Source organism: Pirellulaceae bacterium, from assembly GCA_029243025.1.
GTDB lineage: Bacteria > Planctomycetota > Planctomycetia > Pirellulales > Pirellulaceae.
In genome coordinates this window covers 106,558-121,623 of sequence record JAQWSU010000022.1, presented here as the reverse complement: position 1 = coordinate 121,623, position 15,066 = coordinate 106,558, and the positions used below count along the sequence as shown (strand labels likewise).

Annotated in this window: 8 protein-coding genes; 7 read left to right on the top strand and 1 reads right to left on the bottom strand. The window is 54.0% G+C overall.

Annotated features, from left to right (window positions below; translation table 11 throughout):
• Positions 1–13: 13 nt before the first annotated feature.
• Positions 14–2,467 carry a hypothetical protein gene (locus P8N76_10425; protein ID MDG2382077.1) on the top strand — a complete coding sequence of 818 codons (2,454 nt, stop codon included), beginning with the start codon at positions 14–16 and terminating at the stop codon, positions 2,465–2,467.
• Between the two features lie 97 nt (positions 2,468–2,564).
• The gene (locus tag P8N76_10420) at positions 2,565–2,987 is read left to right on the top strand and encodes a VOC family protein (GenBank protein MDG2382076.1); all 423 of its coding nucleotides are present in this window, start codon (positions 2,565–2,567) and stop codon (positions 2,985–2,987) included.
• 90 nt (positions 2,988–3,077) lie between these two features.
• Here the strand turns inward: P8N76_10420 and P8N76_10415 are convergent, their stop codons facing one another.
• On the bottom strand, positions 3,078–6,395 hold the full coding sequence (locus P8N76_10415; protein ID MDG2382075.1) for a beta-ketoacyl-ACP synthase 3: 3,318 nt from the start codon (positions 6,393–6,395) through the stop codon (positions 3,078–3,080).
• 658 nt (positions 6,396–7,053) lie between these two features.
• Here P8N76_10415 and P8N76_10410 point away from each other — a divergent pair.
• From P8N76_10410 to P8N76_10390, 5 genes are all read left to right on the top strand, one after another.
• The gene (locus P8N76_10410) at positions 7,054–9,075 is read left to right on the top strand and encodes a lamin tail domain-containing protein (protein ID MDG2382074.1); all 2,022 of its coding nucleotides are present in this window, start codon (positions 7,054–7,056) and stop codon (positions 9,073–9,075) included.
• Positions 9,076–9,137: 62 nt separating this feature from the next.
• Complete coding sequence (locus P8N76_10405) at positions 9,138–10,172, top strand: bile acid:sodium symporter family protein (GenBank protein MDG2382073.1); 1,035 nt, start codon at positions 9,138–9,140, stop codon at positions 10,170–10,172.
• A gap of 340 nt (positions 10,173–10,512) precedes the next feature.
• Positions 10,513–11,259, top strand: coding sequence for a metallophosphoesterase family protein (locus P8N76_10400; protein ID MDG2382072.1), 747 nt, complete (start codon positions 10,513–10,515; stop codon positions 11,257–11,259).
• Positions 11,260–11,520: 261 nt separating this feature from the next.
• The gene (locus P8N76_10395; GenBank protein ID MDG2382071.1) at positions 11,521–12,270 is read left to right on the top strand and encodes a metallophosphoesterase family protein; all 750 of its coding nucleotides are present in this window, start codon (positions 11,521–11,523) and stop codon (positions 12,268–12,270) included.
• A gap of 246 nt (positions 12,271–12,516) precedes the next feature.
• Positions 12,517–14,994, top strand: coding sequence for a YidC/Oxa1 family insertase periplasmic-domain containing protein (locus P8N76_10390; protein MDG2382070.1), 2,478 nt, complete (start codon positions 12,517–12,519; stop codon positions 14,992–14,994).
• The last annotated feature ends 72 nt before the right edge of the window (positions 14,995–15,066 follow it).

Below are 15,066 nucleotides of genomic sequence, written 5' to 3'. Positions count from 1 at the left end.
AATAGAAGCCACCATGCATGCCCACTTAACTCGAATCCTGCCCGCCCAGAAAAACCAGCCTCGAGCCTTGATTCGATGGATTTTCATTGTCGCTCCAATTTTCGCAGGCTGCGGTGAAACCCCCACTCCAGTCCGCTCCACTGGCTCGCCAAACGCCAAACAAGAATTACAAAGAATCTTTGCTCGGTACCAAGAGTGCAAAGCCTACTCAGATCGAGCTACGATTGCGCTTCGTTATCAACAGGGCAACCATCGCACGGTTGACAACGCTCGGATCGAAACACGGTTCGTGCGTCCCAACAAAATCGACATGAAGATTATGCGTGGAGTCAACTCACTCGAACTCCATAGTGATAGCACGTCGTTGTGGACACAAATCATCGATCCAACGACAAACAACCTGGACGGACAGGTCATTCGGATGCCAGCACCAGCGACGTTGACGGCAACACAAATCTACGCGGCCACGGAACTGGTCAATCCAGCCTTACCCAACGAGGCCATGAGTGCGTTATTTGGCATGCCTTTGAATTTGGAGATATCCCAACTGGGACTCTTGATGAATGGCGAGTTTTTCCCGCAGCTCGCAGCAAACGGCACGGTCGTCCGTTTGGATGATGAAACTCTCAATAAGGTCACCTGCCAACGCTATCAGATTAGCCTCCCCTCGGGATCGTATATCTTTTGGTGGTCGCCTCAGGATGAGGCTTTGAGACGGATCGAATACCCGCCGGAATTACTTTTTGGACAACTTCCCGAATCAGAACGACCTCGGGAATGCTCTTTCAGACTCGAGATGCATGACGTTCGTTTTGGAGATTCGGTGGAAACGACGTTCAATCGCCAACCACCGGCTGACAGCGAATTCGTTCGTTTTTTCGTGTTGCCCCCCGTCAAACTTCCAAGCGACTTACTCGGCAATACGATCGCCCATTTCCCACTCGAAACGCTCGAGAATCGGCCTTTTGACAATGACCCGTGGTCGGGCAAAACACTCATTCTTTGTTGGTTTCAGGACCACCCGACTTCTCGAGCGACCCTACCGCGGATCAAACGTGCGAAAGATGATTTGGCTCGCATCAGCGACAAACTTGCATTTGCTGCGATCTGCGCTGACAACGCTGCAGCCGTGTCGAACCAACAATTACAAGCGCTCGCCGATCAATTGAAATTAGAATTCCCCGTGTTGCGGGACCCTTCCGCCGCCGGTCGTGACCTACTGAAGATCAAAGATGCGCCCACGGTTGTAATTTTAGATGAGGAACGGCGTCTGCAATTTTTTGAAGTGGGTGCGAACCCCAACATTCGCGAAAACTTGGTTCGAGCAATTGAGCGAATTGCGACCGGACAAAACATTGGCTTGGAAGTAAAACAGCGAATTTCGCAAGAACAAAAAGCGTATGAAAGACAGTTGGTTCTGGCGCGAATTTCGTCCGAACCAAGTGTTGTAGCCGAGACCGAATTGCCAGCCGCTTCCGAGCCTCAAAAGCTGAAACTTCGTGAGCTTTGGCAATCGTCAAAACTCGATTCGCCCGGCAATTCCGTCGTAGTCAGCAGCCAACAAGACGTCAAACTGATCAGCCTGTTGAACGGCACCCACGAGATCGTCCAACTCGATGGAGCAGGGCAAGTGAAAATGCGAATGCAGCTGCCGCTGAGTGAATCTGCCGGAATCACCCGTCTACGAACCAGTGTCAACGCGGACGGCAAGCGGTATTACGCAGGATTCAGCCAACTTGGCGAGCAAATGCACCTCCTGAACGAGCAGTTTCAAGTCGTGTTCAGCTACCCGAAAACGCGTGAATCAAAGCTGAAAATCTTGGACGTGGAATTACTCGACGTCGACAAGGATGGCCAACTGGAGTTATTTATCGGTTTTGCCGATCCGGCCGGCATTCACTGCGTCGACCTATCAGGCAATCGTGTCTGGAGCAATCGGGCAACCCCCAGTGTGACATCGATTGCACCACGATACCTGGCAAAACCACCTTACCTGTTAATTACGAGCGATCGGGGCACCTTGCGATCTCTAAGTCGATCGGGGCAAGAAGGGCCGGCGATAACGATCCCCAACCGGCCGATTCATCACCTGACAGCAAACCGATCACCATCATCCCGACCCACCCAATTTTTAGGCATCTCGTTAACGGTCGACGGACGGCTTATCGCCGTCGGGCTCAGCGATGCACTGCAGGAAGCGTGGAGCTACGGATTACCTGCGGGATTTTATCGTAGTCAGGTCGAAACGGTTCAGTCATCGAAATTATTGGCGGGTCAGGAGAACCAATGGCTGTTGGTCGGGCCCGATGGGTCCATCCACATGATCAGTGATGATGGCGAATTCTTTGATTTTTTCAGGACTGGCGACTCGGTGAACGGCCTCTCCGCTTACCCCAGCGAAACGGGTGGGGGAACGCTGATCATCTCGACGCCCAAGGGCGTGGGTGCCTATGCAGTCGAACGATAGAACAAATCTGATGGATCGAGCATCACCCGCTTGGCGGCCAGTGGTATACTTTCGTCTCCGCAACGCGTTTCGCCCATTGCCACGCTGGAGAGAAAAAATGTCCGGTATCAGTTCGACTTGTCTCAATGTCCAAGCGATTGACCACATCACACTGGTCGTGAAGGATCTGGAAGCCAGTTCGACCTTTTATGCGGACATCCTGGGAATGGAAGTCACGAAACGCCCCGATTTTGGCTTTGCCGGATTGTGGTTCCAAGTCGGCCCCACCCAGATCCATATGAACGTCGATAGTGAAGAAGCAGGTCCATCAGGCATGCCGGAGTTTGCCGGTAGTAAACCCTCCCGCGGTTTCCACTTCGCCTTCGAAGTGGACGATTGCGACGCAGCCGACCAACAATTAAAACAAATTGGCATCGACGTGGTTACTGGCCCCCGTTCGCGTCCGGATGGAGCTCGGCAGCTCTATATCTACGATCCGGACGGCTATCTCGTCGAAATCTATTCGAACGGTCCTTGCTGAGACCGTGGAACGGTTTGCATCCCGGTGACAACTCAACTCACCAGCTAATTTTTCTCAGCCATCAGCGGTCGCTGAATCAGCTCAAGGAGCTTAGTTGGTTTCGAGAATACTTGCCCCAAAAGTAAAACCGCCACCAAAGGCACAGAGTCCAAATCGACTTGAGCTCTTTGACTGAGGCAGGATATCTGACAGGCAAAGCGGAATACTGGAAGAGGAAGTATTCCCGTGGTGTCGGATGTTGCTGTAGACCCGAGGTTGAATACGATTCTGAATCGCATCCAAGATTCGTTGATTGGCCTGATGCGGCACGATCAGATCTAATTGATCAATATTCAACCCGTTTTGCTGACAAGCTCGATTCAGGCTGGCAATCATCGTTCGGACTGCTTCGCTAAAGACCTTACGACCTTCCATCTGAATGAAACCATCGTGCAGCAGAGGTACCGACAAGGCGCCTCCGACATCTCCTTTCGCAGACAATTCGGGACGATGCAGACGTGCTCGGGCATTTTCGAAATGCGCCTCACCGTAAAGGACGGTCGCCGACGACGCGTCACCGAACAGGATTGCCGTATTGAAATCGGCAGGATCAAGCAAGGGCGATAGTACCTCGGTCGTCACCACCATGACGCGTCCATGCGGGCGGCTTTGCAAATAATCGAAGCCTGCCTGCAGAGCATACAAATAGCCAGAGCAGGCGGCGTTGATATCGAATGCCTGCATCATCGTCTCACCCTTACCAGCAGCCAGTCGATTCAGCACACGACACGCCATCGAAGGTGTGACGGAAGTTGGACTGGTCGTGCTACAGACCAACATGTCGAGGTCATCAAGAATCAAGTTTTCCTGCTCTAAGGCCTGATGACAAGCACTGACTGCCATGCTGATCGCATCCTCGCCACCGTTTACCCAACGGCGATTTTCGATGCCCGTACGGCGCAAGACGTCGTCGCTGGTTCGTTGGCGCTGATCGGCAAGCAATTCGCGATTGCTAACCAAGCGACTGCCCTCGACCGTGGCAATATTCGAAATACCGACATCAAATTGTCGCGGCTCTTCTTCCGATCTGGGCAGAATCAGTCGACCCGATTTCGGCTTTGGCTTGAGTACCGGGGTGCGATCGGCTTCCGTGTGCTTGGGCTGCGGCCGAGTCGAGGCCGGATCGCAACACAACTTCAGCAGGGGTTCGCCCACAGGCACCTCATCGCCCTGATCGGCGAGCAGGCGATCAATCGTTCCGTCGATTGTCGAAGTCATATCGAACACCGACTTGGATGCCTCGAGAGCAACCAATGCGTCTCCTCGACGGACCGTGTCACCCTCTTTGACATGCCATTGCACGACTTCCACTCGGTCATCGGAGGGACCTGACCCGATCGCTTCGATCAGCATCACGTCATCGAGCTGTTGTCGCGTTTCAATCCATTGCAGATCGAGATCCAATAGATCAGCGGCAACCTGCAGCACATTTTCGAAAGACGGTAAAAGCTCAATCTGATTGCCAAAGTGGCAAGGGATATGCGTGTCGGGTCGGGCCACACGGCGGCAAGCCACAGGCACGCGGGCCTTCTCAGCAACCGTCGCCAGCACCTCCGCCCCAATACCACAGGTATGATTATCCTCGTGAACGACGACCAAGCGAGCCGTGCGCTCCGCCGATGCCAACACACTCCGTTGGTCCCACGGCGAGAGACTGCGCAAGTCAACAATATCGGACTCCGCACCGACTCGATCTAAGGCCTCCGCCACCTGTTCGCAGACACCCACCGTATTGCCCCAAGCAACAAAAGTGATGTCACGACCACCACGCACCTTACGGGCTGGACCAATCGGCACGAACTGGTCGGCCACATCTTCCGATGTGGCGACGTTGGCATCATTTAGACCCGCTTTGGGATAAAGAAAAATGGTTGGACGCCCCGACTCAAACGCGGCGTTCAACAGGCCGGCTGCATCTGCCGCCGTCGACGGCATGAACACATCCAACCCCGGGATATGCGCCATGATTGCTTCGGCCGTTTGAGCATGATAGGGACCCAAACCGGGTCGATAGGCTCCGCAAGCGGCCATCACGATCACCGGTGATTCCCAGTCGCCGGCAGTGCGCCAATACATGGTTGCCATCTCATCCGCGATCTGATTGTGGGCGAGCGGCAAAAAGTCGGCGAACTGCACAAAGGCAACGGGCCGTTCCCCTGCTAAGGCTCGTCCAATCGAAACGCCGAGTACCGTTGATTCACTGAGGGGCGAGTTGAGAACACGCTCCGGATACAAAGTGCTCAGGCCGCGAGTTACCCCAAACACGTCGCCTTTAGGATCCTCGATATCCTCGCCAAAAAGTACGACACGGGAATCCCTCCGTAAGCGATGACTCAAGACGTCACGAATCGCCTCGCGCATCGTAACGGTGGGCTCGCCGCTGCCGCGAAATTCGCGGGATGAGTGAGTGAGCTCGACCGACAAATGCCGCTTCGCATCGGGGGCAGTAGTGGGTTCCTCACCTAAGAAAGCCTCTTTTTCTACCTGCTCGACTTCACGATTCACATCCGCCCGAATCGACTCCAGCTCTGTCACAGTCACACCACGCGTCATTAAATGGGCTTCCGCCCGCTTGATCGGATCACCATCCGACACTGCTTGTTCCAAGTCATCCGCCGAACGATAAAGCGAGTGATCGTCGGCACTCGTGTGACTGGTCAACCGCTCGACATCCGCGACGATAATCGCCGGCTTCCGTTCTTCGCGGACCGACTGCACGATGGGGCCACAAGTATCGTAGCTGGCCACCACATCCCGCCCATCCACATAATGGATCGGAATCCCCATGAATTGATCGCCCGCTGCACGGGCGTAATCAAAGAAGGTGCCACCCGACGTCGGCGTGGAAATGGCCCAATGGTTGTTTTCAATCACGAACAGCAATGGCAATTCGCGACGCTTGGCCTCGCCAAGTGCCTCCAAAACCTCGCCTTGTTGCGCAGTTCCATCCCCCAAACCGCAGAAAACAATCGGCCGTGATGCTTCATCGCGAACAGCTTCTGCGACGCCCACCGATTGCAACGCATGATTCCCCACAGGTGTCACCATGCTGAGAATGCGCAATTCAGACGAGCTGAAGAATGCATTCATTCGTCGGCCCTGAGAAGTCGAGTCTTTCTTACACAACAAGTTGTCAAAGAATCGCTTCGCGGGAATTCCACGAGCAAGCAACAAGGCTCGTGAACGATAATGGCAATGCAACCAGTCGTCGCGTGTCAAGAAATCCGCAAAAACTGCCGTGCCCTCGTGCCCGCTTCCAGAGATTTGGAAGAAAGCCTCTCCACGACTAGTGATTTCTTGTTCGACCTGGTCGATTCTCCGCGCCAGGGTCATGGTGCGGTAAAGTCGTAGCAAGTGCTGCGTGTCCATGCTGAGCATATCTATCCGGCTGTGTGTACAGAGAAGGGTCGAGTTGTACAGGAATCGACGCCCTAGGAAAACGCCAATCCCTCGCGAGGCAACAAGTCATGTTGAGTGTTCTAAACGGAAAAAATTTGGATACCCATTCAACAACATCGCACTGTCAATTATCGGCTGGAATGACCGCTAAATTCGTTGTATTCGCAACAGTCCCACCAAATCACGGTGAGCCTAGCGAGTCTCGGCAAGATTGGAGGCGAAAGCATTGGTAGCAATGATGGCCCTACAAGGGCAATTACAACGGTTTGCAATCACTGCTTTCGCCCAACATCGGGACGCTTTTTTGGCGACGCAACGGACCTCGAAAGAAATCAAGTTAAAACGGCCAAGCGAAAAATGGCCCCCAACAGAAGGCACGGTTTCGAGCAGACGTTAAAAATAAGTGGCGGTGATTAACGCCGGATGACGCGGTAGCTCTCCGGAATCCAACCATTTCGCACTTTTGAGAGGCAGCTAGCAACGTTTTGCTGCCACTCGCTAGGAATTCCGTGTACATTCAAGGTTGGCGTTTGGCGACGTCAAGATTCTTTTTCGCGAACAGGAAGAGGACGACTAGCGGTCCGTTTCTGTTGGCACTCTCGGGGTAATTTGAGTGCAGATATCTTTCATGAAACCAAGGCAATCAAAACGAAAGCTGCAAGTCGAATCTCTCGAACGCCGGGAACTGTTGGCCGGAGATTTGCAAATTGTAGAATTCAACTACAACCCCCACGATGCGATGCCGGCTTATGGTGAGCGAGACAGTGCTGCGGATGACTTTGAGTTCATCGAACTGATGAATGTGGGTGACGCTCAACTCAACCTACGAAACTACCGAGTTGAGGGAGGCGTTCTCTTTCAATTCTCTCAGCAGTTCTTAGGCGCTGGGGAACGAATTGTCGCCACAAAAGATCTGAAGGATTTTCGATCGCGGTACGGCTTCCAACCTCGAGTAGCGATCGGGAACGACGGCGACGGCGGCAAGCAGGGTGAGTTCAAGGGCAGCCTGCGAAACAGCGGGGAATCGCTGCAATTGCGGGGTCCATCAGGTTCGATCCTCCAAAGTTTCACCTATTACGATACGGGCGAGTGGCCAACGCGGGCCGACGGCATGGGAAGCTCGCTGGAAATGATCGACGTGCTAGCGGATGCGAAAGATCCAAAGAGCTGGCATGCCAGCTCTGAGTTTGGCGGCAGCCCGGGTGCCGACGGTAGGGGGATGACTCGGGAAGTGGTGATCAACGAAATCTTGACGCACACCGACTTGCCGCAGATCGATACGATCGAACTCTACAATCGCACTGACACACCGATCGACATGACGAATTGGTTCATTAGCGATTCAGCAGCCAATCTTTACCGGTTCAAGATCGAAGGCTCTCAAAGTGTCATCGGAGGTAACGACTATCGAGTCTTTGATGAAAATCAACTCAGCTTCAGTTTCCGCGGACAAGAAACAGACAACGCATTTCTGCTCGAGGCCGCGTCCAACGGCAAACCCATGCGCTTTGTGGACGCTGTAAGTTTTTACGCAACACAAAATGGCGTGTCGCTTGGACGTTGGGGAAACGGGGAAGGTGAACTGTTCCCCATGGATGAGCTCACTTTTGAAGACCCCAATTCGGGCCCGTTGATTTCCGACATTTCCATTCCTGAGATTAGCTATTTACCCATCATCGTCAGTGAAGTGAATTACCATCCTGCGGCGCCCCCGGTCGGATCAATTCTTTCGGAAGACGATCTGGAATTCATCGAAATTCTCAATCAAGGCAACTTCCCAGTGGATCTAAGCTACTGGCAGTTAAGCGCCGCCGTCGATTACACGCTTCCCGCTGGAACAGTGATCGGTGCCAACGATACGATCGTGATTGTGGGCTTCGACCCAGCAAACGATCCGGCTCGTGCTCAGGCCTTTCTCAATCATTACGACATCTTGAATGGCATTCGCCTGATCGGTGCCTACTCGGACCGGGATGATCCAAACGCCGATCAACTGGATGATCAAAGCGAAGTGATTAATCTTGCCCGGCCCGAAGACATCGAGCAACTAGGACTAGGATTTGTCCTGGTCGACCGAGTGACCTATCAGAACGCGGGAGCATGGCCCACGGAGGCGGACGGTGGCGGGCAATCGCTGACTCGCCACAACCTGTTGGGATACGGGGATGACGCAAAGAGCTGGACAGCAGCTCGGCCGAGTCCCGGCACAAGCGGCCTGTCAGGTGACATCGACGGCAACGGCGTGATCAATGCGGCTGACATCGATTTGCTCTGCGCCGTCGCCCACTTCGGGCAGAATCCCAGCTATGATCTGAACCGAGACGGTACCGTCAACGGGCAGGATGTCGACTTTTTGATCCACGACATTCTCAATACGGTACTCGGCGATGCGAATCTCGACGGGGTCTTTGATTCTGGTGATCTAGTTACGGTGTTCCGTGCGGGCGAATACGAAGACCGTGTCGTGCGTAATTCGGGCTGGGCATCGGGCGACTGGAATTGCGACGGCGAGTTCGACTCGGGTGACCTCGTGGCTGCCTTTCGTGAAGGAGGCTATCAAACTGCAGGTCCTGCTCAGGCCAACAGTCTGACTCACGGTGACTTGGATGTTGACGACGAGGATGAGAAGCGACGACGAGTTGAAAACTAGGCTACCGGAATTAAACAGACACCAAGACCCCATCGGGCCAGATCGCCCCTTCGATTCGGCGTATGCCGAGTGATCGTTGGTATGCTAAATTGTCCGGCATGTTGCTCACCGGACTTCAAAAAACGGCTGCTGTCGTAGAACGCTTTCTGCTTATCTGGCTCTGTATTGCCTCGGGAATCGCCTTTGGGTGGCCCACGCGGCTTGAATTCGATCCGTTTGTGGACACGGCCGATTGGGTGCCATACGGCTTTGCCGTCACGATGTTCGCAATCGGCTGGCTTCTTCACGTCAATGAAGTACAGGAAGTCTTTCGTCGCTGGCCCCTCGTGCTCTGCGGAACAACGCTTCAATACCTTTCGATGCCGCTGATCGCCTATTTGATTGCCAACAGCTTTCCACTGAGCGACGCTTGGAAACTTGGCATCATGATGGCGGGCTGTGTGCCCGGAGCCATGGCATCCAACGTGCTCACCATGATTGCCCGAGGCAATGTGAGCTATTCGCTTTGCCTGACGACAACCGCCACGCTCCTATCCCCCATCTGTGTTCCGATCGCACTCAAGCTGGGGATGAGTGAGTCGTTCGAAGTACCGGTGGAAGGGATCGTTGTCAAACTTTGCTGGATGGTGGTTGGCCCAGTGATCGGGGGCTTCTTGGTCGGCTTGCTATTTGATTTTTTCAATCGCCGCGTCCGCGATTGGGCACAGCCGATCGGCAAGATCGTGGCAAATCTTACGATTTTATGGATCATTGCCGTCGTGGTGTCAGCAAACCGCGAGCGGGTCACATCGATCGACGCTTCGCTGTTAATGGCGATCTTGACTCTCAATCTGGGTGGGTACGGCGTCGGACAAGTAGGAGCTCGGCTTTTTCGCCTGCCCAGCTCGATGGGACGGGCGCTGACACTCGAAATTGGCATGCAAAACGCCGGACTCGGCGTGACGTTGGCGATGGAGATCTTCGGCAAAGAATCACCCGTTCTGATTCCGGTCGCGATCTACACCTTCGGTTGCATGTTCACCGGCACGATTCTCGCTCGCTATTGGTCCAGTCGCCCCACCGAGCTCGCCGCCCCGCCGGAATCCCCGCCGGAATAATTGGGCTGAAAACGGGAATTCCTGGGCTGCCTCCCGTCGCCACTGCGGAAACCTGCACAACATCATGATGGAAGTGCAGACGGATGCGTGAGTTGCGGCAGAAGCCACCCGCGAATTTCGGCAGGCAGGCGATTCGCCGCCGCGGAAGATCGCTGCGATCTGGAGGCAAATTGGGGCCGTGTGAGCTTGGCCAGCGGCTTGATTCGCAGCCAGCAAGAGCTTACGACTCTTGACCTTAGGTTCACAGAAACCTAGACTGCGGAGATGGAATAGGCATCCGCTGGCGTTCAAGCCTCTGGATGCCAATTTTGTTTCCCTGGGTTCTATGAGGTCCGTGAAAGTGAAGCTTGCGCTCGTCAGTGATGTGCACAGCAACCTTGAGGCGTTGCGCGCTGTCCTTGACGACATATCGATGCAAGGCATCACCGAGATCTACTGCCTGGGCGATATGATCGGCTATGGGCCAAACCCAAGAGAATGCCTCGACCACGCCATGAAATTCCAGGTTTGCATCCTCGGAAACCATGATCAGGCGGCCATGTTCGATCCGGATGGCTTCAATCCCGTCGCCTTGCGGGCGGTCTATTGGACCCGAGAGCAGTTGGAAGCCGGTGACTCGCCTAGCCGCGTCAACGGCCGCTGGGATTTCCTGGGCGAATTACCCCGTACACGCGACGAGGGACTCCGATTGTTCGTGCACGGGTCACCCCGCGAACCCACGAACGAATACGTGTTCCCTGAAGACGTCTATAATCAGCGAAAAATGCAAATCCTGTTCGAACGCATTCAGCTGTATTGCTTCCAAGGACACACCCATATTCCAGGCGTGTTCAACATCAGCGGCGATTTTTTGAGTCCTGAAGAGTTCGACTTCGAGTATCGTCTGACGGGCGATAAAATGATGGTGAACGTTGGGAGTGTCGGACAACCACGAGATGGTGATCCGCGTGCCTGTTACGCGATCCTGACGGATGAATCAATCACATTTCGCCGAATCGAGTATCCCGTAGAAGAAACGATTGCAAAAATCTATCGAGAGTCCGACCTCGACAACATGCTCGGGGACCGACTTCGCGAGGGTCGCTGAGTAGAGGCGAAAAAGGTCGATCACAGATTCGCAGCCAAAAATGGCGTACTCGGGGGCTCAAAAGCAAGGTGGGCCAGCGGAAGGCGAATAGCCATCGAACGGCTTTCGCGTATAAATAGAGGTTCCGTCGCAGATACCAAACTACGGCATGAAGTCGGTCAGCCGCCTTGATTCTCTGGGCCAAGATCGAACAACCAGTGTTTCCCAACCCGGATCTAGCGAAATTAGCCGTAGAGAAGCGTCGATAGTACGAGGATAAGCGTGCAAAAACGGGCGATCATCAGCGACATACACGGCAATCTCGAAGCCCTGACCGCCGTGCTGGAAGACATCCAAGACGCCGGCATCAGCTCGATCTACTGCCTCGGTGACGTCGTTGGCTACGGTCCCAACCCGTGTGAATGCATCGACCAAGTGATGCAGATGGAGATGTGCATCCTGGGAAATCACGATCAGGCTGCCCTTTTCGATCCCGAGGGGTTTAGCAGCGGTGCAGAGCGAGCCATTTTCTGGACACGGTCGGCCTTGGAGGCCGGCGGCGAAACCCCTGAAAATTTGGCCCGCTGGACCTTTCTCTGCGAATTGCCTCGTCAACATCACGAAGCCGAGCATACGTTTGTCCATGGTTCCGCCAGGAACCCGCTGATGGAATATGTCTTCCCGGAAGATGTTCACAACCCGGGAAAACTACAACGAATTTTCAGCCTGATCAAACAATATTGCTTTCAAGGACACACGCACGTTGCTGGCGTGTTTGTTCAAGGCGACAAATTCTACCGACCGTCGGATTTCGGCGATCAGCTCACCCTGGGCGAACAAAAAGCGATGATCAATGTGGGCAGCGTCGGCCAACCGCGGGATGGTAACCCACAAGCCTCCTATGTCATATTGGAGGGAGGTCAGCTTACCTTCCGTCGAGTACCTTACATGCTTGAAAAAACGATTGAAAAAATCTATGCGATACCGGAACTGGATAACTTTTTGGGTGATCGGCTGAAGGAGGGCCGCTGAATCAGATCGCGAAGGTGACGATGCTGATTCCCTCGAGCAATTAAATCACCAATGGTCGCCGAATCAACGTTCGGCAATCAACGTTCGGCAATCGATGACCGGGTCGCCCCACCAACTGCTGGCGGTACCTGACAGTCCTATCTCGCGGCTTCCCACAGAGGATAAGGCCGCGTCACAGGCACTCCCTAGCTTCCAGATTGATGAGAGCAAATCGAAGTGGACAATAAGAAATTCATAAGTTTTTTGATGCTTTCAGCCTCGGTGCTGATCGGCTTTCAGGCGCTCAATGCGTGGCTCAATCCTCCCGATCCAAATGAGGCTGTCCAGCAAGCAGCCGATGAGGTGGATGCTGACGGGGGTAAGGAGGCGGCAGAGGCCGTCGCCAATGCTGGCGAAAAAGCGGACGCGGCAGAGGCCAACGAAGCTGAAATCTCAGGCGAAGAAGGTTTCAATGAGGCCGGCCTGGACGGTAAAGCAGGCGTCGCTGAAGCCGCCAAGGTGCCCCCGCAACGAATAGCTCTCGGCTCTCTTGACCCTGAGAGCCCTTACAAAATGCTGGTTTGGTTCACGAATCAGGGTGCCGCGATTGAATCCATTGCGTTGAACGAGCCCAGGTACCGCGATCTCGAGGATAAATCGGGCTACCTGGGCTACTTTGCCTTCTCATCAGAAGACAAGACGAGCCGCATTAATGTGGTTGGTGCTGGCACCCCCGCAGCCACGGCGATTCCAGCCACCGCCGGTGATCCGGTCGGCCTCCAGGTGGGCGACATCATCACGAAAATCGACGACAAGGAGATCGGCGAGTCGAAGCAGATTGCTCTGGTACTCAGCTCGACCAAGCCAGGCGAGACGATCCAGATCACGGTTGAGCGAGGAAATGCAGAACATACTTATTCGGCCGAGTTGGTCCACCGTCCCTTGGAGCTGATTCGACCGGAACCGCTCTATCCCTCGGAATTAAATCCCGCTCATCCCTTGTCGTATCGGCTGACACTCTCTCCCAAGACAGAAAAGATGACGCAGCTTCGCGGCCAAAAAGGACACGAAGGGATTGAAGCGATGCTCGTTGAGAATTGGGAGATGACTCCTATTTCCGACGGGAAGCTGCCCGGCGTGGAATTTCGGTATCGCGTTGCGGCCGATCGTTTCCCAGAACTCAAACTCAAGAGTGATCTACTCGTCATTAAACGCTTTCGCTTGGCCAAGCGCAACCCACAAGACGAAGCGATGCAAGAAACGGGCCGTCTTTATCACCTAGATTTTGACTTTGAGATCAAGAACCTGGGTGACACCCCCGCTGAGGTTGGCTACCAATTGGATGGCCCAACAGGTCTTCCTTTGGAAGGCTGGTGGTACACCTACAAGACTCATCCAAAAAGCTTCGGCGGTGCCGGGGTGCGTGACGTGGCCGTGAAGACATTTGGTGATGGGCACCAATTGTTCACGAACCCAAAGATTCTGGAACCCTATGAGGAATATCAGGACGGGCAAAAAGCCGGTGAACTATCCATTAAGGAAGAGTCTTACCTGCGGATTTCAGACGTTGATAAAGACGACAAGCGTATCCCCATGGATGTCCAATACGCAGGAGTTGATGCTCAGTACTTTGCCTCAGCCCTGATTGCAGAAGCGCCAGACGCCGAAGAGCAGTCGGCCGAGGCACAGGCAGAACGCGAACAGTACTTATTCGATTACATTCTGGCGTTACCAGTTGCAGACGAAGTTGATGAGCTAAGAGCCAATCGCACCGACGTTTCTTTTCGCCTCATCAGCGGAGAAAAAGAGATCGCGCCGGGGCAAAGCTTCAAACAGGATTTCTTGATCTTTGCTGGCCCGAAGCAGCGTGACATTCTAGCGCTTTACAATCTCCAAGATTTCATTACCTACGGTTGGTTCCCGTTGGTTGCCAAACCATTGATGGCCGTGTTGCATTTCTTCTATTCGATTACTGGCAATTATGGCATCGCGATCATTCTGCTGACCGTTCTCGTCCGCGGCTGCATGTTCCCCATTGGGCGTCAGCAGGTCATGAATGCTCAAAAAATGCAGATGCTCGCCCCAGAAATGAAGGCGATTACAGAGAAATACAAGGATGACATGGAGAAAAAGGCAGCCGCTCAACGCGAGCTGTTCCGCAAAAACAACTACAACCCTTTGGCCGGTTGTCTGCCGGTTTTCTTTCAGCTACCGATTTTCATCGGCCTTTATCGCGCCCTGAGCGTTGACATCGAATTGCGCCAAGCGCCGCTAATTCCAGGCATTTCGTGGTGTTCTAACTTGGCCGGTCCCGATCAGCTCTGGTTTTGGGAACCCTATCTACCGGCCATGCTGGCCGCACCCGACGGCTGGCTCGGCCCCTATCTCAACATCCTGCCGTTGATTTCTGTCTTTTTCATGATCATGCATCAAAAAATGTTTACGCCGCCGCCCACGGACGAACAGCAAGCCATGCAGCAAAAGATGATGAAATACATGATGTTCTTATTTGCCTTCATGTTCTTCCGAGTCCCCGCAGGTCTCTGCATTTATTTCATCACTTCGAGTGCCTGGGCGTTGGCTGAACGTAAACTGCTACCAAAACCCAAACCCAAGCAACCTGGCGAAGCATTATCCCCCAACAAACCGTCGCTGCTTTCCAAATTGACCAAGGGAGTACAAGAAAACGGTAACGGAGCAGAGAGTGTTGCAGAACGTCGTCGGCAACGGCAAAAAAGACGCTAGGTAACGGAGAGCAAGAAGCGGGGCAACACGCCGGACGCCCCGCTGTCAATGACAACCGGTCGGAAAGCACTT

What these genes read in the sequence shown, in the direction of transcription:
- P8N76_10420 (MDG2382076.1), top strand. Translation starts at nt 2,565, where the DNA reads ATGTCCGGTATCAGTTCGACTTGTCTCAATGTCCAAGCGATTGACCAC.
- P8N76_10415 (MDG2382075.1), bottom strand. Translation starts at nt 6,395, where the DNA reads ATGGACACGCAGCACTTGCTACGACTTTACCGCACCATGACCCTGGCG.
- P8N76_10410 (MDG2382074.1), top strand. Translation starts at nt 7,054, where the DNA reads ATGAAACCAAGGCAATCAAAACGAAAGCTGCAAGTCGAATCTCTCGAA.
- P8N76_10425 (MDG2382077.1), top strand. Translation starts at nt 14, where the DNA reads ATGCATGCCCACTTAACTCGAATCCTGCCCGCCCAGAAAAACCAGCCT.
- P8N76_10405 (MDG2382073.1), top strand. Translation starts at nt 9,138, where the DNA reads ATGCCGAGTGATCGTTGGTATGCTAAATTGTCCGGCATGTTGCTCACC.
- P8N76_10390 (MDG2382070.1), top strand. Translation starts at nt 12,517, where the DNA reads ATGCTTTCAGCCTCGGTGCTGATCGGCTTTCAGGCGCTCAATGCGTGG.